Genomic DNA, 20,894 nt, shown 5'->3' on the forward strand with positions numbered 1-20,894 from the left:
AGGATCCTTATATGCCAGATACACATGGCGGTAATATCTTTAAATTTGCCCACGAACATCATATTAATCCATCGGATGTATGTGATTTTAGTGCCAATATTAATCCATTAGGACCTAGTCAAAAGGGATTAGAATCACTTAATAAGCGCTTAGATTATATTTCACATTATCCAGACCCTACTAATGATGATGTACTAAATGCAGTAGCAGACGTATATGGTGTAAATAAGGATTCCATTCTCATCGGTAATGGTGCGGCGGAGTTATTATATGCCATAGGTCGATTACCTGAATTTACAGGCTCCTTTGTACCTGCACCAGGATTTTCAGAATATCGTAATTCTATGGATGCAGCCAGTATTCCTGTGCGAGATATTTTTTATCGCCAACGGCAAGATGAAAAGGGTACCCCGTATTTTGAAATACCTTATTTGGCGTTACAAACATTTGCTGCTAAATTAAAGGGGCAGGATGGGCGTATCATTGTTTTCTTAGGAAATCCGAATAATCCAGATGGTACATTACTCGATAAAAAATATATTGATAAACTGGCTAACATGTTGCATGATGCAAACAGTTTATTAGTTATAGACGAATCTTTTATCGATTTTATTGGAAATGATTCACTTTGTGATAATAGTTATTCTATGCGAAGTCTTATTTATCATCATGACAACGTAATTATTATCCATTCTTTTACAAAATTTTATGCTGTTCCTGGGCTTCGTATAGGTGCAGCCTTTGCTAATCCATCACTTATCAAAAAATTAAGTGCCTATATTCCTTCATGGTCTGTTAATACCTTATCACAGGCTTATATTACAGCTGCCATGAATGATACCAACTACATCAAGAATACGAAAGATCTATTGGCCAACGAATCTGAGTTTATGTATAAATCGCTATCTGCTATAGATGATTTGATTGTATATAAGCCATCGGCTAATTATATATTGATTGAAATCAAAAATCCTACTATAACAGTTGATAATGTGCAAAGAAATCTAGAGAAACATAATGTGTTGATACGCAATTGTGCCAACTATAATGGTTTAGGTGCGCAATGGATGAGGATTGCCATAAAAGATCACAACCATAACGTAGAACTTATTCGTTTACTATCTGCCATTTTTGAGAAATAAGGATTAAAAATGAAAACATTATATATTGTTAGACATGGAGAAACCGAGTGGAATAAGATTGGTCGATACCAAGGTATTACAAATGTGCCACTTAATGAAAACGGTATTGCACAGGCCAAAGCTTGTGGTAATGCCTTAAAGGATATTCATTTTGATCGCATTCTTTCTAGTGATCTATCAAGAGCTCTTGTAACGGCTGAAACGATTCGTGGAAATCGACAACTAGAGATTAAAACAGATGAACGATTACGTGAAATTAATTTTGGCGATTGGGAAAAGCTTCTTTTTACTGAAATAGAAGAACGTTGGCCTGGCCTTATTGATCAAATGTATCGTCGCCCTGATATTGTAAAGGTGCCTAATGGTGAAAGCTTTCAAGAGGTGCAAGATCGTGCTTGGAGTGCAGTATCTGATTTTCTAAATGAAAATAATGAAGATGAAACTATTTTAATTACTTGTCATGGTGGTACAATACGTACTATATTATGTAAATTACTCGATATCTCCATCAGTCATTGTTGGAATTTCAGCCAAGGAAATACAGCCATTAATCGCGTGTTTTATAATGGTATGGGTGAATCAGATCACAATATTTTAAACTTGCTCAATGATACAGCTCATGTAGATAATTTAAGAGGACATGTATAATAGCTTCTTTCAAATAGAAGAAAGGAATCTTAAATGCGTTTAGATAAACTATTAGCCAACAAGGCCTTTGGTAGTCGCAAAGAAGTTCATCAAATCATCAAAGATAGACGTGTTACCGTGAATGATATCATTGTGGTGAAAAAGGATTATCCTATAAATATTGATACAGATACTATAGCGGTTGACGGCTCACAAATATCTACAAAACAACTATATTATATTAAGTTTCACAAGCCTGCTGGATATATAACGGCAGTAGAAGATAGGTCTCATCCTGTAGTAATGGATTTATTACCTCCTGAATTTAAAAAAATGGGCGTATTTCCCGTTGGTCGTCTAGATAAAGATACAGAAGGTCTATTATTGCTCACTAATGATGGAGTATGGGCTCATTCGATTATCAATGGGCATAAACATGTACCTAAGGTTTATTATGTTGAGTTTCATGGAATACTATCTAAAGAGGGCCTAGAACGCATATCAGTCGGTATAGTTCTAGGCGATGGAATACAATGTAAACCTGCTACGATCAATATCCTATCAGATAAATCGCTAGAAATAACCATCGAAGAAGGCAAATATCATCAAGTAAAACGTATGATAGGGGCTGCAGGTGGTGAAGTAACGTATTTAAAAAGATTGTCAGTAGGCCATATTACACTAAGTGGAATTGAAGAAATTAATACATACTTAGAAATTGGTGACCAAGAAATAGCAGACTTTAAAAAATAGCATGAAAATCTACCCAATATAGGTATTTTATGGTATTATAAAGTGTACTTTATAGACTAGGAGCATGATTATGAATGGTTTAAATCAGCTACAACAGTATATTAAAGAACAAGAGTTAACAGGTGTTATTTTAATCAGTCCAACCAATTTACATTATTTTGCTAGCTTTACTGGTACTACAGGTTTTGCTATTGTCACACAAGATCAGGCCTTTATGATTACCGATTTTAGATATACAGAGCAAGCAACAAAGCAATGTGAAGGATATACGGTTATTCAATACGAAACAACTGTTATGGATACTCTTGTTGATATTTTTAATGACAATCACATCCATGAAGGCCTCTTTGGTATAGAAGGAAAATATATGCCTGTAGATACCTATGAATCTTTATGTGATACGTTAGATGAACGCTTTAATTTCACGTCTCTTAACTTTGCAACACTACGCGCGGTGAAACGTGAAGACGAATTAGAATTGATGCGTAAAGCAGCTAAGATTGGTGATGAAGCTTTTGCTGCACTTTTACCACAATTAAAGGTGGGGATGACCGAAAACGAAGCACGTATCATCTTAGAAACAGAAATGTTAAAATGTGGTTCTGAGGAACCATCATTTGCTACTATTGTTGCATCTGGCAATCGGTCTAGCATGCCACATGGTGTGGCTAGTGATAAGGTTATTGAAGCCGGTGATTTTGTTACCTTTGACTTTGGTGCTGTTTATAAAGGCTTTCATTCAGATATGACGAGAACAATCGTTATGGGGCCCGCATCAGAATTACAGAAAAAACTGTATACTATTGTTTTAGAAGCACAAAAACGAGGTGTTGCAGCTGTTCGTGCTGGAATTACAGGCAAAGAGCTCGATGCAGTATGTCGTAACTATATACGAGATAATGGATATACCAAGGAATTTAATCACGGTACAGGGCATGGTGTAGGATTAGAAATTCATGAGGAACCTGTGGCCAACCCGAAATCCAACACGGTATTTTCCGAAAATATGATCATTACGGTAGAACCAGGCATATATCTTTCTGGTGAAATCGGATTGAGAATAGAGGATAGTGTTATTGTTAAGGCTAATGGCTGTGAAGTATTAACACATAGTCCAAAAGAGTTAATTGAAATAGGTATTTAGAAGGAGAAGAGTTAGATGATTTCCAGTAATGATTTCCGCCCAGGTGTAACCGTTGAAATCGACGGTAATGTATGGCAAGTAGTTGATTTCCAACACGTTAAACCAGGCAAAGGTGCTGCATTCGTACGTACTAAAATGAAAAACTTGCAAACAGGTTCCGTAGTAGAACGTACATTTAATGCCGGTGAAAAAGTGCCAAAAGCACACGTTGATCGTCGTCGTATGCAATACTTATACGAGTCTGATGGTGCTTATACATTCATGGATAACGAAACTTATGACCAAGTTGAACTTACCCTTGAACAATTAGGGGAAGCTAAAAACTTCCTTCTTGAAAATATGGAAGTATCCATCATGTTCTTCCAAGGTATCGTTATCGGTCTTGACTTACCTGTAGCTGTAGAACTTCGCGTTGTTGAAACAGATCCTGGTATCCGTGGTGATACTGCTACTGGTGGTAACAAACCAGCAGTATTAGAAACAGGCTACACTGTAAAAGTACCTCTCTTCATTGAAGTAGACGATGTACTTCGTATTGATACACGTACAGGTCAATACATCGAACGTGCCTAAAACTATTTCATTGATATAGTGGGCCAGATCTTTTAAATGTAATATAGTCCCCCATATATCTTTGTTGAGCTGAGCACTTGTCGTCTATGTCATTATATAGGGACAGGTGCTCTTTTTGAAAGAGGCCTATATGACTAAGAAAATAACTGAGTTAGAAACGGGTAAAATTAAAATTGCTGACGATGTATACGCTACTATTGTTAGTATGACCGCATTGGATACAAAAGGGATTCATCATATGAGCTCTACCTTTAATGACGGTGTAAATACATTTTTTGGACGTAAAAACGCCCATGAAGGTGTAAAAATTTCCTTCAATGATGAAGGGGCTCTTTCCGTAACATTGTACGTAAGTATATCCTATGGCTATCGCATACCAGATATTGCCCTTCGTTTACAAGAACGAATTAAAACGGCGCTCGTTAATTATACGGAAATAGATGTTGAAACTATTGATATCGTAGTCCAAGATATTATTTTTGATGATTTTACACCTGATACATCTCAAGGTGAAGAATAATAGGAGGACCTATGAGCCAAGACGATAAATTAAATTATGGTTTAGATACAGCAACTGTTGATATTGCTGATTCGGTGATTATCGATGTTGCTATCAAACCACTTAGCACAATTCCTGGTATTCATTCTTTAAGCCCTCGCTTATATGATGAGATTGTAGATGGTATTACAAATGCATTTGGTCAAAAAAATCTACCTGGTATCAATGTAAAACATAGAAAAGGATTTTTGGAAATCAATATTTATATCCGTGTTTTATATGGCTACAATGTAATAGATATAGCAAAACAATTACAATCTGAAATTAAACAAACCTTAAAGAACACGCTCGATCTTGATAATGTAAAGGTTGATGTACATATTGAAGGAATTGTGAAAGAATAATAGAGGAAACAACATGTCTAAAAAGAGAAATCGACGTGAAGCACGTCAATATGCATTCCAAGTGCTATACGCTAATGAATTTCACACTTGTAACGATGATGTAATCTTCCCTGAAGGCGAAGTAACTCTATCTATGGATATTGCTTATGCAAATCAAATGATTGACGGTGTATTAGCCCATACAGAAGAAATCGATACAATACTTAATCCATTTTGCACAAAACGTAAATTAGAACTTATGGATAAGGTAGACCGCGCTATTTTACGTCTTGCTATATGGGAGCTCAATTATAATAGTGAAGATGTATCTCCGTCTATCGTAATCAATGAAGCTGTACAATTAGCAAAATCTTTTGGTTCTGATGCATCTTACAAATTAATTAATGCTATTCTAGACGCTTATAACAAGAGTAAATAATGAAACAATACTTTCTAGGAATCGACACAAGCTGCTATACGACGAGCTGTGCCATCATTGATGATGAACTAAATATTGTAGGGGAAGCTCGTAAAATTTTGGACGTCAAATCTGGTATGAAAGGCCTTCAACAGTCTAATATGGTATTTCAACATACAAAGGTACTACCTCGTCTTATAGAAGAGTTAGTTCAAGTTCCGTTATCGGGAATTGGTGTCAGTGCCTTTCCTAGACGGGCTGATGATTCTTATATGCCAGCTTTTCTTGTAGGTCATAGTTTTGGTCGTGCGCTAAGCCATATGATGAAAGTACCAATGTACGAGTTTTCCCATCAAGAAAATCATATATTGGCAGCATTGCGTGACATAGGATCTATCCCAGATCAACCATTCTATGCCTTGCATCTTTCCGGTGGTACAACAGAACTTGTGCTAACAGAATATAAAGGTAAAGGTGTTTTTGAAAGTTCTATCATCGGTGGCTCTAACGATTTGCAAGGTGGACAATTTGTTGATCGCGTCGGTGTTGCGTTGGGCTTACAATTTCCTTGTGGCAAGGAATTAGAACGACTTGCGTTACAAACGGATACATATGATCCATTACCTTCATCAGTTAAAGATGGATGGATTAGCTTTGCTGGTCCTTGTAGTGCGGCATTACGCAATATAGGAAATGGTGTCGCTCCTGCATCTATAAGTAAGGCACTCTTTAGTTGTATAGGAAACTCCTTAGAAAAATTATTGACATATCATCTTGAACATACACCAGTATCAACATTAGTTGCAGTAGGTGGTGTTATGAGTAATTCCATATTACGAAATCGTATTAAAGGTTTCTGCAATAAAAATGATGTAAAGGTTTACTTTGCAACTCCTAAGTTTTCCGTCGACAATGCTACTGGTAATGCCTACGGAGCATTATTAGCATCAAAAGAGTAGGTATATCGTGAATATATTAAGTATTACCCAATTAAATAACTTAATAAAACGAACAATAGATAGAGAATATCTCCTTAAAAATGTATATGTTAGCGGTACTATTATCAATGCTAAACGTCATAGTAGCGGGCATGTATACTTCACACTCAAAGATGAGGAATCATCTATTGATGTGACGATGTGGTCTAGTACGGTACAAAGCAAAGGTCTGGCTAATTCTTTTCAAAATGGATTATTAGTAACTATCAAAGCATCTGTTAATTTTTACAATAAAATGGGACGTTTAAATCTTATCGCTACGGATATGCAAGTAGGTTCTAAAAGCCCATTACAGCTTGAATTTGATGCATTACAAAGAGAGTTGGCTGCGTTAGGCTATTTTGATGATGCTCATAAACAACCTATACCAGTTTTATCTAGTTGTATCGGTATTGTTACATCTCCAACTGGTGCCGTTATACACGATATCTTACATATTAGTGAACATAGAAATCCTCTTATGCAATTTAAATTATTTTCTGTCCCTGTACAGGGTTCAACTGCTGGCCCCATTATAGCTAAAGGGATTGAGGCCGCTGATAAAGACCCTGATGTAGACGTAATTATCGTCGGTCGTGGCGGTGGATCAATGGAAGATTTATGGTGCTTTAATGATAGAGTAGTAATTGAGGCTATATATAATTCATCAACACCAATTATATCTGCTGTTGGGCATGAGACCGATTATACATTAGCAGATTATGCTGCTGATATACGTGGCGCTACACCGAGTCATGCTGCGGAAATCGCTGTACTTCCATTAGCTACATTGCAACAGAATTTACAACAAAAATTTGATTATATTCAGTACGTAATGAGTCAAACATTACAACAAAAACGCATCGAATTAAGTACGATTTTTAATCGCCGTCTTGGATTTCCTGCATTGCAATTGATTCACAAGCAAAACTCCTTATTGCAATCATATAAAGAAAAAATGCAAACACTTACATCACAGCGACTACAGCAGGAAAAACATAAACTTTCATTAATCACACAGGAATTGTCCTTACAAAACCCACTTCATTTAATGGTGAAAGGATACTCCAAGATAGAAAAAGAGGGCAATGTTGTAAAATCAGTGCAATATTTAGCAAAAGGTGATTCATTTAGCATTTCATTGAGCGATGGCTCTATACATGCAGTTGTAGAGGAGGTACTACCTAATGGCAGCATCACTGAAAAGTTATGAGAAAAAATATAAGGCTCTTGAAGATATAGTTCGCCAATTAGATGATGGCGAATTATCTATGTCAGAGCTCTTAAATCAGTATAAAAAGGGATTAACCTTAGTTAAGGAATGTGCAGATATGCTAGATTCTGTGGAAGGCGAAATTCAACAGATTATTGAAGAAGTACGCATTGGAGAATAAAGGCTATGTTAAAAACATATTTAGAGACTAGCAAACAAACTATTGAACAATGGTTAAATACCATATTAAAATCTCCCATACCAGAATACGAACGCCTATATGAATCTATGAATTATAGTTTATTACAAGGTGGTAAACGAATTCGTCCCATTTTAACAAAGGCTGTACTTGAATCTATGAATATGGATGCCTCCTTATATAAAGAGTTCCTTTGTGCTTTGGAATGCATTCATACGTATTCATTAGTTCATGATGATCTACCGGCTATGGATAATGATGATTATCGACGTGGTAATTTAACTAATCATAAAGTATATGGTGACGGTTTAGCAATTCTTGCTGGTGATGGTTTATTGACCTATGCATTCCAACTTTGTTCTGAAAATAAAACCGCATCAGCAAATCAAAAAATTAAAGCGATTCAATGCTTAGCTACTGCAGCTGGCCCTGAAGGAATGGTGGGCGGTCAAGCATTCGATTTACTTTCTGAGGGAAAACATATACCGCTTGAGGAATTAAAAGTCTTACATGGTGGTAAAACGGGAGCGCTCTTTAATGCGGCAATAGAGTTAGGCCTTATCTTATCTAACGCTGAGAAAGAAAAGTATACAGCCTATATGACCTATGCCAATTGTTTAGGATTGCTATTCCAGATTACAGATGATATTCTCGATGTAACAGGAACTATAGAGGAGTTGGGCAAAACACCTGGTAGTGATATGCGTCAAGACAAATCTACTTATGTTTCCTTATTAGGCCTAGAAGGTGCTCAAAATGAAGCGCATAGGGTCGCCCAAAATGCTCATTCGGCACTATCGACATTAACAGATAATACAGAAATATTAAGTGCTATTATCGATTATTTAATGGAACGTACACATTAATATCTAAAGGATGAAGTCAGATGTACCATATTTTTGAAGAAATTTGTCATAATTATATAGCGCAAGCGGCATTTTGGGGCTGGTTTTCCGCGCAAGCCATTAAATTCTTGTGGCAATTAATTCGCTATCGTACATTACGGTTGGAACGACTTGTAGGATCTGGTGGATTTCCTAGTTCTCATACATCCTTTGTTATTTCAACGACAACTGCATTATATTTTAAAAATAATGGTATTACAGATTTATTTGTAGTAGCCCTTGTATTCTCCATCGTTGTTATGTATGACGCATCTGGTGTACGTAGGGAGGCCGGTAGACAAGCTCAAATTTTAAACCAAATTGTAGAGTATTTTAGCAAACGTAATATTCCGGTCATCTTAAAAGGTCGTGAAATCGCCTTGAAAGAATTATTAGGTCATACACCAATCGAAGTATTTGGTGGTTTAATACTAGGCATACTGGTTGCGTATATTCAATATTTCTATGTATATAATGGTGTAATATGAGTAATAAAGAACGTTTAGATATTCTTCTTGTAAATCGAGGATTATTTGAAAGCCGCGAAAAGGCAAAAGCTGCCATTATGGCTGGTCAAATTTTTATGGATACTACAAGAATCGATAAAGCGGGTACAAAGGTTCCTGTTGATGCCAATCTTACAGTAAAAGGGAATACCTTACCATATGTAAGTCGCGGTGGCTTAAAATTAGAAAAAGCTATTCAAATATATCCTATCGATTTAACTGATGCAGTTATGGTTGATATTGGTGCTAGTACTGGTGGTTTTACTGATTGCGCTTTGCAAAATGGCGCTTCAAAAGTGTTTGCCATTGATGTAGGATATAATCAACTAGCTTGGAAATTACGCCAAGATGAACGAGTTATCAACATGGAAAAACAAAATATACGCACTGTTACACCTGAGCAACTAGGTGAACTTGTAGATTTTATCTCTATCGATGTAGCCTTTATATCCCTTGATAAAGTATTACCTGTTGCTACAACCTTATTAAAAGATACAGGTTCTCTTGTAGCCCTCATAAAGCCACAATTTGAAGCTGGAAAGGAAAAGGTTGGTAAAGGTGGTATTGTTCGTGATAGATTAGTCCATGAAGAAGTCCTACAACGTATATTGCAATTTGCTTATGATTGTCGACTTTATTTACATGGTTTAACATTCTCACCAATCAAAGGAACCGAGGGAAATATTGAATTTTTAGGTTATTTTACTAAATCTGAAGATGATGCATTATCAATAACTGATGAATTAATTACAGCAGTTGTCGATGAAGCTCACGCGTTATAGGAGATAGATTTATGCGTATTGGTTTTTTTCCTAACATGGGCAAAAGTACAATAATGGCCGTTTTAAAAATGGCTGCACACATCTGTAGAGAAGAACAAATAGAAGTATATTTACCAGATGATCTTGAAAGACCTGATACTTATAAAGTGTTACAAATTCCTAAAGATCATGTGCTTCCTAGGCCAGAAATTTTCAAACATATTGACGTGGCTTTTAGTTTTGGTGGTGACGGTACCATCATTCATTTAGCACGACAAATCTTCTCTTACAATATACCTGTATGTGGTATCAATTTAGGGGAGCTAGGCTTCTTAAATCAAATTGAAGTACATCAATTACAAAGCCACATTAAACGCGTTGCGCAAGGTGATTATACTATTGAAAAAAGAGGCCATTTACATGCCTGTATTGATAGAGAAGATGGTTCTAAAGAAGAATTAGTACCAATTATCAATGAAGTTGTAATTACAAGAGCAGAACCTGCTAAAATGGCACGTATTAATTTAGCGGTTAATAATCAACATACTCAAATGTATCCTTCAGATGGTCTTATCATTTCATCTGCTACTGGTTCAACAGGGTATAATTTATCTGCTGGTGGTCCCATTATGAAACCTGATAATCGTTCTATTATTATTACACCCGTGGCGCCTCATTTAATTCAAGGTATTTCGATGGTGTTAGAAGAGCATGACACGATTCAAGTCACTATGCCTGAACGAGAACCTAAATTGCACATATGCATAGATGGAACATTTGATTATTCTTTTACAAACAAAGAGACTCTACATATTTCATCTAACCCTGTATATTGTTTATTTGTTCGCTTCAAAGATCAATGTTTCTTCGGTACATTATTTAAAAAATTGGCATCTCGTAGGGACGAGTTATTATAAGGAGTGTGAACGCATATGATTAACATCAACAATGCAGTTCAATTTCAACATCTCATTTGGGATCATATCATGAAATCCGCCTCTGTTGTAGTGGATGCAACATGTGGCAATGGCCACGATTTACTATATTTAGCACAACGAGCTAAAGCAGAGTGTCATCTCTATGGTATTGATATTCAAGAACAAGCAATCGGTGCTAGTAGGAAATTATTAGCATCTAAGACATTACAATCTGATGTGACGATAACATTCCTACATAATTCTCATGATATTGCGTTACATGAAGCAATTAAAGAAAATAGCATAGATTTAATTATCTTTAATTTAGGGTATTTGCCAGGTGGGGATCACCGAATTATAACGCGTCCAAAACATACCATAGAAGCACTAAAAAACGCCTTTCCTAAATTGGCCAAGGATGGGGCCATAACAATTGTTGCTTATCCTGGTACGCCAGAAGGAATGAATGAGAAGGAAGAATTACAGTTCTTCTTATCAGAATTAGAGCAAAATAAGTTCAATGTATGTCATTGGCATCCTTTAAATCAAGTAAATAATCCACCTGAATTATTTATTATACAAAAACGTTAGCATATACTCCTTACAGTATAGAAAATTTATAATATTCCTATAATTCTGCTATACTTAAAATGCATAATGACCTATAAAAGACCCATAATTGGGTCTTTTATTTATTTATAGCACAAAAAAATGTATAAATTATAAATTCTGTATAAATAGATGAACCATATATTATGTGCCTTTATAAGTAGTATTTTCGCTTTCTTTTTAAAAAATATAAAACATTCTCATTATATGCATAAGACGTATGGTATATACGGTATATACCATATATTAATTTTGAATATATGGTATAATAATGTAGAAAAGATACTATTCTCTTTTATGTGCAAGGTTTTAAAAAAGGGAGATCAAAATGAAACGCTATCGCTACAACAAAATTAAGGAAATTGTCCAGTCTAAGGCGATTGAAACACAAGAAGAGTTAGCAGCAGCTTTATTACAAGAAGGCATTGAAGTAACACAGGCTACCGTCTCTCGTGACATTAAAGAGTTAATGTTAATTAAAATTCCTACTGGCGATGGACATTATCGGTATGCATTGTCTCCAGAAGAAAATGTGGTTCTTTCACGCAGTCGTATAAATAGACTATTCCAAGATTCATTAATTAAGGTTGATCACAGTCTTAACCAAATCGTGCTACATACGATTCCTGGTTCAGCACAATCTGTAGCATTTTCAATTGACCATGCTAAATGGTCTGAATTGATTGGTACACTAGCAGGGGATGATACAATTTTACTTATTGCCCGCTCTGAAGAAGATGTACCTGCAATTCTCACAAGAATTCAAGATTTAATGAAGGATTAATTATATGTTAACGCAAATGAGCATTCGCAACTTTGCGTTGATTGAGCAAATGAATATTTCATTTAAAGATGGCATAACTATCTTTACCGGCGAAACTGGGGCAGGTAAATCCATATTAATGGATGCTTTCAGTATCTTACTAGGAGAACGAGCTAGTAGCGAGTTTATTCGTCATGGTAAAGATAGTTTTGTTATAGATGGCATATTCGACATTGCTAATCACCAAAGTTTATTAGATGTATTAGAATCAAAAAATATTATAGTAGAAGATGATCAACTTATTTTATCTCGATCCTTTAATACTTCTGGTAAATCGATGATATTGGCTAATGATCAACCAATTCCTTTAAAAGCACTTAAAGAAATTGGTCAGTTATTAGCAGATATACATGGCCAATATAGCAATCAAAAATTATTGAATCCAGATTCGCATCATGAATATCTAGATAGTTATAATGAAGTTGGGCTAAAAGCTTATCAAGAATATAAGGAAGCCTATAAAGAATATAAAGCAGCGAAGCAAGCATTAGATAATTTATCTGAACATATGGCGGAGCGTGCTCGTGAGCTTGATATGCTACGCTTTCAGATAGATGAAATAGAAGAAGCAGGTTTACAACCTGGTGAAGACGAAGCCATCGCTGAAGAATTAAAACGTTTAGATAGCTTTGACCATATCGATAAGGTACTTGGCTCATGTTATGATGCATTTTACAGCGGACGTCATCCTTTATTAGATACGGTGAACGCTATAAAGGTAGAAGTAAATGATCTTGTTAAATATGATGATGAGGTTAAAGAGATTTCGGAACTAGTCAATTCTGCATACTTTCAATTAGAGGAAGCTGCACAATCACTAGATCGATATAGAGATTCCATTAGCTATGATGAAGAACGATATGCGTATTGCCAAGATAGAGATTCTACTATTTATGGTTTAAAGAAGAAATATGGTGATACTGTTCAGGACATATTAAATTATGAAGACAAAGCTCAACAACGCCTAGAGGAACTACAGTCTGAAGTTTGTGAACAAGTTCAGTTGGAGGAGTTGTTAGCGGAAAAAGAAAGTATTGCTAAGAAAGCATTAACTAAGCTTACAACTGTTAGACAAGAAAATGCCATTATAATTGCAAAACAATTACATACTGAATTTGCAGATTTAGGCATGGAAAAAGGGGATATCCGTTTCTATATTGATTCTAGCGAAGACCTTTTACCATTAGGCGCTAAATCTATCGAATTATTGTTTTCAGCTAATAAAGGTGAGCAATTATTACCACTACACAAAGTGGCTTCTGGCGGTGAATTAGCTCGTATAGCACTAGCTTTTAAATCTGTATTCCGTACAGATAATCATAAGACCCTTGTATTCGATGAAATTGATGTCGGTATTAGTGGTGATATTGCATTAAAAGTTGCAGAAAAAATATTGACTTTATCTAAAACAAATCAGGTATTCTGTATAACACATTTACCTCAAACTGCAAGCATAGCAAAACAACATTATCATCTTGCTAAACAGGAACATGAAGGGCGAACAATATCTACATTATCACAATTAAATGATGAAGAACGTCTATCACAAATAGCTTCCATGATGTCTGGAAAAGGAATGTCCAACACAGCTCTGGCAGCTGCAAAAGAACTTATTGACCATTTCCATTGACTAAATACGCATAATTTCTTATACTTATTATAATAACTCAATAATAAGGTAGAGGTGCGGGTATAAAGAGTCATCATGAGGAGTCGGCAAACAATGAGTCATGATAAAAGGTGTGCTTGCCGAAGTGGGGTGATTGCCAAGTCATCATGCTGGTTGTCTATTTAATAGGTAGACAACTGTCATCAATATTGATATTGGTGGAGTGCTATCATAGATCTTGTTTAATTAACGATGAATCGTATATATTAAGCCAGTGGATAGCTTTCCACTGGCTTTTTTGGGAGGTAAATATGATTCGAGTAATGGTAAACGGTGCAGGCGGCAAAATGGGTCGCGAAGTCGTAAAAGCAGTACAAGCAGATTCTGAATTAACATTAGTAGGGGGAATCGATCCAACTAAGGACGGACAAGACATTGGTACTGTAGCAGGTATGGAGCCACTACAAATTACAATGGCTCCATCCGTAGACGATGTACTCGGAAATAATAAGCCTGATGTTATTGTAGATTTTACAAATCCTGCAGTTATTTTTGAAAATGCAAAAAAAATCCTTTCTGCTGGAGTTCATCTAGTGATTGGCACCACAGGTTTGACAGAAGAACAACGTAATGAATTACATGAAATTGGTCTAAAGAATCACGCCAACTGTCTAGTAGCACCAAACTTTTCTTTAGGCGCTGTAATGATGATGAAAGTAGCCGCTGATTTGGCACCATATTTCCCAGATGTGGAAATCATCGAGTTACATCACAATCATAAATATGATGCACCATCAGGAACATCCATTTTGACTGCAAAACTCATTAATGATGCTAAACAAGCTGCTAATGTGACAAGTTCTGAAGACTTGACACGTGAAAGCTTACCTGGCGCACGCGGTGCAAAGGTAGACGATATTACTATTCATAGTGTACGATTACCAGGTTACGTAGCTCATCAAGAGGTATTATTTGGTGGTCATGATGAAACATTGACTATTCGACACGATAGCTTAAGCCGTTTATCCTTTATGCCTGGCGTTGTACTAGCATGTAAGAAAATTACCTCTAAACCAGGCTTAACATATGGCTTAGAACATTATTTATAATTTTCATTAAATAGATTATTTGAGGAGACGAGAGATGAAAAAACCTAATGTAGCAATCCTTGGTGCCACTGGTGCAGTAGGGGCAGAATTTATTACACTTATTGAAGAGCGTAATTTCCCTTATGAAAATTTAAAATTATTAGCATCTTCCCGTTCTGCAGGCATAGAACTGACTGTAAATGGCAAAACTTATATTGTAGAAGAAGCTAAACCAGAATCTTTTGACAATATTGATATTGCATTATTCGCAGGTGGGTCTATTTCTAAAACATTAGGTCCTGAAGCGGCAAAACGCGGTGCTATCGTTATCGATAATTCCAGTGCATTCCGTATGGATCCAGAGGTTCCTCTTGTTGTACCAGAGGTTAACCCAGATGATATCTTAACGCATAAGGGTATCATTGCTAACCCAAACTGCTCTACAATCATCATGTGCTTAGGCTTAAAACCACTTCATGATTTGTCTCCCATTAAACGCATTGTCGTATCTACATACCAAGCAGTATCTGGTGCCGGTAAAGAAGGTATTGAAGAGCTAGAAAGACAAGTACAAGAATTCACTGAAGGTAAAGAAATGACAGCTAATTTGTTACCTACTGGTTCTGCGCCAAAACACTATCCAGTAGCTTTCAATTTATTACCTCAAATTGATGTATTCTTGGAAAACGATTATACTAAAGAAGAGATGAAGATGGTTTACGAAACACAGAAAATCCTTCACGATGATACTATTCAAGTAGTACCAACAACCGTTCGGGTTCCTGTATATCGTTCTCATTCTGAATCCGTATTAGTTGAAACAGAAGCACCAGTATCTGTAGAGGATTTCCGTAAAGCCTGTACAGCATTCCCAGGGTTACAAGTAAAAGATAATCCTGCTGAGCAAGAATATCCAATGCCATTGTATACATCTAATCAAAACGATTGTGAAATCGGTCGTATTCGTAAAGATTTATACAATGATAAAGGTATGAATTTCTGGATTGTAGGGGACCAAATCCGCAAAGGTGCTGCATTAAATGCATTACAAATTGCAGAATATTTAGTAGAAAAACAAGCATTTTAATATCCATCAAGGGGGAGATTACTATGAAAACCTTTGGTCGTGTATTAACGGCAATGATTACATCATTTAATGAAGATGGATCCGTCAATATTGACAATACATTAACCATAGCACATCATCTTTTAGAAAATGGGTCTAATGGTTTAGTCGTTTGTGGAACAACAGGTGAAAATCCTACTATATCCCGTGAAGAAAAAGCAGCGCTTTTTAAAGCGGTAGCAAAAGAATGTAGTCATAAAGGAACTATTATTGCCAATGTAGGCTCTAATGATACAAAAGCATCTGTTGATTTTGTAAAAGAAGTTTCAGAAATTCCTGGTATTAATGGATTCCTAGTAGTGGTACCTTATTATAATAAACCAAATCAACAAGGACAATATTTGCATTTTAAAGCTATTGCAGAAGCAACTACTTTACCAATCATGATATACAATGTGCCAGGTCGTGTCGGTACTGGTATATTACCAGCTACAGTAGCGCGACTTCACAAAGAATATCCTCATATATGTGCTATAAAAGAAGCTAGTGGTAATGTACTAATAGCTTCTGAAATCAAACGTTTAATGCCTGATGATGATTTCATGGTATATAGCGGTGATGATGGACTTACATTACCAATGCTAGCCGTTGGTGGTTGTGGTGTTGTATCTGTTGTTGGACATGTAGCTGGCAAAGATATGAACGCTATGATTGCAGCCTATGAAGACGGTAATACAAAAGAAGCGTTACGCTTACATCAAAAAATAGGCGATATTATCAAAGCCATGTTCGTTACAACCAATCCCATCCCTATAAAATATGCTGTTCGTAAGCTTGGATTACCATCTGGTGCATTCAATCTTCCAATGTGTGAACCATCTCCAGAAGAGGCAGCATGCATAGATAAAGCATTAACTGAATATCTAAAATAAGAGATAAGAGTATAGAAAACCAGTAACTACATTTGTGGCTACTGGTTTTACTTTATAATAAGCATATTATAAATATTATCTTTGATGACTATAAATATATTTTTGTGTGTCAGATTTTATTATGATATAATCTCACATGGAGATAGTATTTTTAACTATACTCTAGTCTACTGTTAATTCATGATAAACATATAAATTGTGAAAGTTCGAATCGACCATTAGGCGGTTACATTTAATACACAAGGAGTTTAACATGGAACTAACAATGTTAAAAGGTAAAATTCACAGAGCTACTGTGACTCAAGCAGAACTTGATTATGTAGGGAGCATTACAATTGATACTGATCTTTTGAATGCATCTGGAATACGTGAATATGAACAAGTTCAAATTGTAAACATTAATAATGGTGCACGTTTTTCCACATATACAATTGCTGGAGAATCTGGTAGTGGTGTAATCTGTTTAAACGGTGCTGCAGCAAGACATGTACAGGTAAAAGATAAGATTATTATCATGTGCTATGCTCAGCTTAATGAAAATGAGGTAGATACCCATAAGCCTCTCGTTGTTTTTGTAGATAATAATAATAAGATAAGTCATATAAAAAACTATGAAAAACATGGTTTATTAGTGGATCAAGACTAACTGTTTTTGATCGAATTACGGTAGACTGTATAGGACTATCTTTGTATTTACAATTTACAAGTAACGGAGGAATTCTTATGGAAATTATAACTACAATAGAAAAAGTACGAAATACAATAAACACTTGGAGAAAACAAGGGTATTCAATTGGATTTGTGCCTACTATGGGATACTTACATGATGGTCATGCTGCATTAATTGATGAAGCAAGAAAAAATAATGACAAGGTTGTTGTATCTATATTTGTTAATCCTACTCAGTTTGGAGAAAACGAAGATCTAAGCTCCTATCCAAGAGATTTAAATCGAGATAAAACACTATGTGAATCACATGGGGTTGACCTCATATTTACGCCTAGCCCAGATGAGATGTATTGCAATAGAAAAGCCTTTGTAAATATTATTGATTTATCTGATACATTGTGTGGCGTTCGTAGACCAATTCACTTTAAAGGTGTTTGTACTGTTGTAGCAAAATTCTTTAATATTATTCAACCTAATAATGCTTATTTTGGTGAAAAGGATGCACAACAATTAGCCATTATACGTAAAATGGTTTTCGATTTAAACTTCCCAGTAAATATAATTGGAGTGCCTATCGTTCGTGAATCAGATGGTCTAGCAAAATCTTCTCGTAATACATATTTATCTAGTGAAGAACGAAATGCTGCCACAATATTGTATAAAGCTATTCAAGAGGGAAAACAAGCTATTAAATGCGGGGGTTCTGCAGATACTATTATTAATACTATGACAAATATTGTTGATACAGAACCATTAGCAAAAATAGATTATATCTCAGTTGTCGATGCTAATACAATGCAACCTGTTCAAGAGATTACATCTCCAGTATTGGTCGCTATGGCTGTATACATTGGATCTACACGACTTATTGATAACTTCTCGTTCGATACAAAATAGGGAGGGAAGTTATGAATTATTTCCAAACACTAACGCATATAATCTCCAAGTACTTAATGGTCCTAATCATCGGTTTTTCGTGTCTAGCTTATATGGTGCCTGATTACTTCACATGGGCCATAGCTTATACACCATTTTTACTAGGCATTGCTATGTTTGGTATGGGGCTTACAATTAAGTTTGAAAGCCTATGTAATATTCTTAAATACCCAAAAGATATTTGTATCGGCGTACTGGCACAATATACGATTATGCCTTTATTAGCATGGGGAATTTGTCATGTATTTACTTTACCTCCTGATATTGCCATCGGTGTTATATTAGTCGGCTGTTGTCCTGGTGGCACAGCTAGTAATGTTATTACATACATTGCTAAAGGGGATGTACCTCTATCAGTAGGGATGACAATTATGTCGACATTAATAGCCCCTATCGTAACACCATTATTAATCTTATATATTGGTGGTGCCTGGGTAGATGTAGCATTCCTTCCAATGATGATAACAATGATGAAAGTAATCATTGTACCAATCTTATTAGGTGCTGTCATTCAATATGTTTGTAAATCACACATCAATACACTAACCAGTATAAGTCCTATATTTTCAATGATTGCTATTATATTATTAATAGCAGCCATTATTGCAGTTAATAGGGACAAGCTATTAGTTTCTGGTTTACTAACTCTTATTGTAGTTGGTATTCATAATATTCTAGGCTTACTTTTAGGTTTAAGCGTAGGTAAAGTGCTTAAATTAAAATACGATAAAACTACTGCATTAGCGATAGAGGTGGGAATGCAAAATAGTGGACTAGCTGTAACATTGGCAGCCACTAACTTTGCACTAAATCCACTAGCAACTCTTGTAGGAGCTATATTCAGTGTATGGCACAATATATCAGGTGCTATATTTGCTAGTTTACGAAGATAAAAATATCGGTATAACAAAAAGACGGCAACTTACGTTGCCGTCTTTTTGTTATATTCTATCTCTTACAAGACCAATCACAAGGCCTTCAATATGACAATCATCTACAATAATTGGATCAAAATCATCATTTTCAGGTTGTAAACGAATATGTCCATTTTCCTTATAAAAACGCTTAACAGTAGCTTCATCGTCGATACGAGCCACCACAATATCACCATTATTAGCTGTATTTTGATGACGTACTATAAGCATATCACCTTCATACATACCAATATTCATCATGGATTCGCCTTGTACACGGAGCATAAAACAATCTGAATCACCTGTAAGCTGAACCGGTAAAGTCAATGTAGCCTCCAAGTTCTCAACAGCGGTAATAGGAGTACCTGCTTGTACGGTACCGATGAGGGGAACTTGTTTTAAACCAGCACCAAGAAATTCAAAATTATCAGAGCTAGTTGTTTCATTATTGTTCTTAGATACAGAAATAGTAGGCTTATTATCATCTAAAATCGTAATAGCACGGTTTTTATTCGGATCACGTTTGATATATCCAAACTTTTCTAATGTATTTAAGTGGGATTGTACAGTAGATGTAGAGCTAAGACCTACATAAGCACAAATTTCACGAACAGTAGGGCAACGGTATTCATTATGTAATGAATCACGAATAAACTCTAATATACGACGTTGTTTCGTATTAATATCAGTAGCTGGGCGTCTCACAAGAACCTCCGATAATGTACCAAAAAAAGGATATATAAAAGTATATACTATAATTATTTGCTTTATAAGCTTATTATATAGGTATTTTAATACTTTTGCAAACATTTGTTCTAAAACACTTGACCGAACATCTGTTTGTGTGCTATTATTTCATTGTAAACAAACAAACGTTCTGAATTTTATGTTCGATATATAAAAGAGGTAATGTATTATGAAACACATTATGATTATGTTAAGCATCTGTTTTGCAATGGTAATTGGTTATCAACAAACAACACCAGCGATGGAGTCTCATACAATTCAAGAGGTAACAGTTCAAGAAGGTGATACTTTATGGGACATTGCTGCTCGTTCAACTGGATCTAGTGTAGATATTCGTGAAGTCGTATTTGAAGTTAAAGAATTAAATAATATTTCAAATTCTGGCGCATTGACACCTGGAACAAAACTTAAAGTTCCAGTATATAAATCTGATAGTCCTACACGAGCTATGGACTATATGGCTCAAAATTAAATATATGTGAAAAAGGCTAGTATTGATTATATC

26 protein-coding genes and 1 riboswitch are annotated in these 20,894 nt (G+C 35.5%); of the genes, 25 read left to right on the forward strand and 1 reads right to left on the reverse strand.

All coding sequences use genetic code 11. The features are described from left to right. Positions 1-11: 11 nt before the first annotated feature. The 24 genes from VEI_RS04645 to VEI_RS04760 all read left to right on the forward strand — a co-directional run bounded on the left by VEI_RS04645 (position 12) and on the right by VEI_RS04760 (position 19,621). Positions 12-1,142: a pyridoxal phosphate-dependent aminotransferase gene (locus tag VEI_RS04645; protein WP_059362459.1), complete on the forward strand. Its 1,131-nt coding sequence runs from the start codon at positions 12-14 to the stop codon at positions 1,140-1,142. A gap of 9 nt (positions 1,143-1,151) precedes the next feature. After that, the gene (gene cobC, locus VEI_RS04650) at positions 1,152-1,790 is read left to right on the forward strand and encodes an alpha-ribazole phosphatase (protein ID WP_059362461.1); all 639 of its coding nucleotides are present in this window, start codon (positions 1,152-1,154) and stop codon (positions 1,788-1,790) included. A 33-nt stretch (positions 1,791-1,823) separates the two neighbouring features. Next, entirely contained in the window at positions 1,824-2,522 is a 699-nt protein-coding gene (locus tag VEI_RS04655) for a pseudouridine synthase (protein ID WP_059362464.1), read from the forward strand. Positions 2,523-2,592: 70 nt separating this feature from the next. After that, a complete protein-coding gene (locus VEI_RS04660; protein WP_059362467.1) occupies positions 2,593-3,666 on the forward strand; it encodes a M24 family metallopeptidase in 1,074 nt (357 codons plus the stop codon). 15 nt (positions 3,667-3,681) lie between these two features. Beyond that, positions 3,682-4,239, forward strand: a complete 558-nt coding sequence (efp, locus tag VEI_RS04665) for an elongation factor P (RefSeq protein WP_009352604.1) — start codon at positions 3,682-3,684, stop codon at positions 4,237-4,239. Positions 4,240-4,369: 130 nt separating this feature from the next. Continuing rightward, positions 4,370-4,759 carry an Asp23/Gls24 family envelope stress response protein gene (locus tag VEI_RS04670; RefSeq protein ID WP_059362470.1) on the forward strand — a complete coding sequence of 130 codons (390 nt, stop codon included), beginning with the start codon at positions 4,370-4,372 and terminating at the stop codon, positions 4,757-4,759. 11 nt (positions 4,760-4,770) lie between these two features. Then, on the forward strand, positions 4,771-5,142 hold the full coding sequence (locus VEI_RS04675; RefSeq protein WP_059362473.1) for an Asp23/Gls24 family envelope stress response protein: 372 nt from the start codon (positions 4,771-4,773) through the stop codon (positions 5,140-5,142). A 13-nt stretch (positions 5,143-5,155) separates the two neighbouring features. After that, entirely contained in the window at positions 5,156-5,560 is a 405-nt protein-coding gene (gene nusB, locus VEI_RS04680) for a transcription antitermination factor NusB (protein WP_059362476.1), read from the forward strand. After that, positions 5,560-6,498, forward strand: coding sequence for a Kae1-like domain-containing protein (locus VEI_RS04685; RefSeq protein ID WP_059362479.1), 939 nt, complete (start codon positions 5,560-5,562; stop codon positions 6,496-6,498). The genes nusB and VEI_RS04685 overlap by 1 nt, the downstream gene beginning before the upstream one ends. 7 nt (positions 6,499-6,505) lie before the next feature. Further along, the gene (gene xseA / locus VEI_RS04690; protein ID WP_059362482.1) at positions 6,506-7,729 is read left to right on the forward strand and encodes an exodeoxyribonuclease VII large subunit; all 1,224 of its coding nucleotides are present in this window, start codon (positions 6,506-6,508) and stop codon (positions 7,727-7,729) included. Beyond that, positions 7,704-7,910, forward strand: a complete 207-nt coding sequence (gene xseB, locus VEI_RS04695) for an exodeoxyribonuclease VII small subunit (protein ID WP_038123450.1) — start codon at positions 7,704-7,706, stop codon at positions 7,908-7,910. Before xseA ends, xseB begins: the two co-directional genes overlap by 26 nt. A 5-nt stretch (positions 7,911-7,915) precedes the next feature. Further along, the gene (locus VEI_RS04700; protein ID WP_059362485.1) at positions 7,916-8,794 is read left to right on the forward strand and encodes a polyprenyl synthetase family protein; all 879 of its coding nucleotides are present in this window, start codon (positions 7,916-7,918) and stop codon (positions 8,792-8,794) included. A gap of 20 nt (positions 8,795-8,814) precedes the next feature. Next, a complete protein-coding gene (locus VEI_RS04705) occupies positions 8,815-9,300 on the forward strand; it encodes a divergent PAP2 family protein (RefSeq protein ID WP_059362489.1) in 486 nt (161 codons plus the stop codon). Next, positions 9,297-10,100, forward strand: coding sequence for a TlyA family RNA methyltransferase (locus tag VEI_RS04710; protein WP_059362492.1), 804 nt, complete (start codon positions 9,297-9,299; stop codon positions 10,098-10,100). Before VEI_RS04705 ends, VEI_RS04710 begins: the two co-directional genes overlap by 4 nt. Positions 10,101-10,111: 11 nt before the next feature. After that, on the forward strand, positions 10,112-10,996 hold the full coding sequence (locus VEI_RS04715) for an NAD(+)/NADH kinase (protein ID WP_059362494.1): 885 nt from the start codon (positions 10,112-10,114) through the stop codon (positions 10,994-10,996). A gap of 15 nt (positions 10,997-11,011) precedes the next feature. After that, a complete protein-coding gene (locus tag VEI_RS04720) occupies positions 11,012-11,587 on the forward strand; it encodes a tRNA (mnm(5)s(2)U34)-methyltransferase (protein WP_059362497.1) in 576 nt (191 codons plus the stop codon). Between the two features lie 346 nt (positions 11,588-11,933). Then, positions 11,934-12,389, forward strand: a complete 456-nt coding sequence (argR, locus tag VEI_RS04725) for an arginine repressor (protein ID WP_059362500.1) — start codon at positions 11,934-11,936, stop codon at positions 12,387-12,389. Positions 12,390-12,393: 4 nt separating this feature from the next. Next, complete coding sequence (recN, locus tag VEI_RS04730; RefSeq protein ID WP_059362503.1) at positions 12,394-14,058, forward strand: DNA repair protein RecN; 1,665 nt, start codon at positions 12,394-12,396, stop codon at positions 14,056-14,058. 41 nt (positions 14,059-14,099) lie between these two features. Beyond that, positions 14,100-14,274: riboswitch (Lysine riboswitch) on the forward strand. 74 nt (positions 14,275-14,348) lie between these two features. After that, complete coding sequence (gene dapB, locus VEI_RS04735) at positions 14,349-15,146, forward strand: 4-hydroxy-tetrahydrodipicolinate reductase (protein ID WP_059362506.1); 798 nt, start codon at positions 14,349-14,351, stop codon at positions 15,144-15,146. A gap of 34 nt (positions 15,147-15,180) precedes the next feature. Then, complete coding sequence (locus VEI_RS04740; protein WP_059362509.1) at positions 15,181-16,212, forward strand: aspartate-semialdehyde dehydrogenase; 1,032 nt, start codon at positions 15,181-15,183, stop codon at positions 16,210-16,212. A 23-nt stretch (positions 16,213-16,235) separates the two neighbouring features. Beyond that, positions 16,236-17,123, forward strand: a complete 888-nt coding sequence (dapA, locus tag VEI_RS04745; protein WP_059362512.1) for a 4-hydroxy-tetrahydrodipicolinate synthase — start codon at positions 16,236-16,238, stop codon at positions 17,121-17,123. Positions 17,124-17,376: 253 nt separating this feature from the next. Then, complete coding sequence (gene panD, locus VEI_RS04750) at positions 17,377-17,769, forward strand: aspartate 1-decarboxylase (RefSeq protein ID WP_059362515.1); 393 nt, start codon at positions 17,377-17,379, stop codon at positions 17,767-17,769. A 77-nt stretch (positions 17,770-17,846) separates the two neighbouring features. Further along, positions 17,847-18,689 (forward strand): pantoate--beta-alanine ligase, encoded by an 843-nt coding sequence (gene panC / locus VEI_RS04755; protein WP_059362518.1) that lies wholly within the window; start codon positions 17,847-17,849, stop codon positions 18,687-18,689. An 11-nt stretch (positions 18,690-18,700) separates the two neighbouring features. Next, positions 18,701-19,621 carry a bile acid:sodium symporter family protein gene (locus tag VEI_RS04760; RefSeq protein WP_059362521.1) on the forward strand — a complete coding sequence of 307 codons (921 nt, stop codon included), beginning with the start codon at positions 18,701-18,703 and terminating at the stop codon, positions 19,619-19,621. A 48-nt stretch (positions 19,622-19,669) separates the two neighbouring features. Here the strand turns inward: VEI_RS04760 and lexA are convergent, their stop codons facing one another. Beyond that, positions 19,670-20,347 (reverse strand): transcriptional repressor LexA, encoded by a 678-nt coding sequence (lexA, locus tag VEI_RS04765; protein WP_072073194.1) that lies wholly within the window; start codon positions 20,345-20,347, stop codon positions 19,670-19,672. Positions 20,348-20,558: 211 nt separating this feature from the next. On the opposite strand from lexA, the gene VEI_RS04770 reads away from it, so the two are divergent. Beyond that, entirely contained in the window at positions 20,559-20,861 is a 303-nt protein-coding gene (locus VEI_RS04770) for a LysM peptidoglycan-binding domain-containing protein (protein WP_059362524.1), read from the forward strand. Positions 20,862-20,894 lie beyond the last annotated feature (33 nt).

This window comes from Veillonella tobetsuensis (assembly GCF_001078375.1).
In the GTDB taxonomy this organism is placed as follows: Bacteria; Bacillota; Negativicutes; order Veillonellales; family Veillonellaceae; genus Veillonella; species Veillonella tobetsuensis.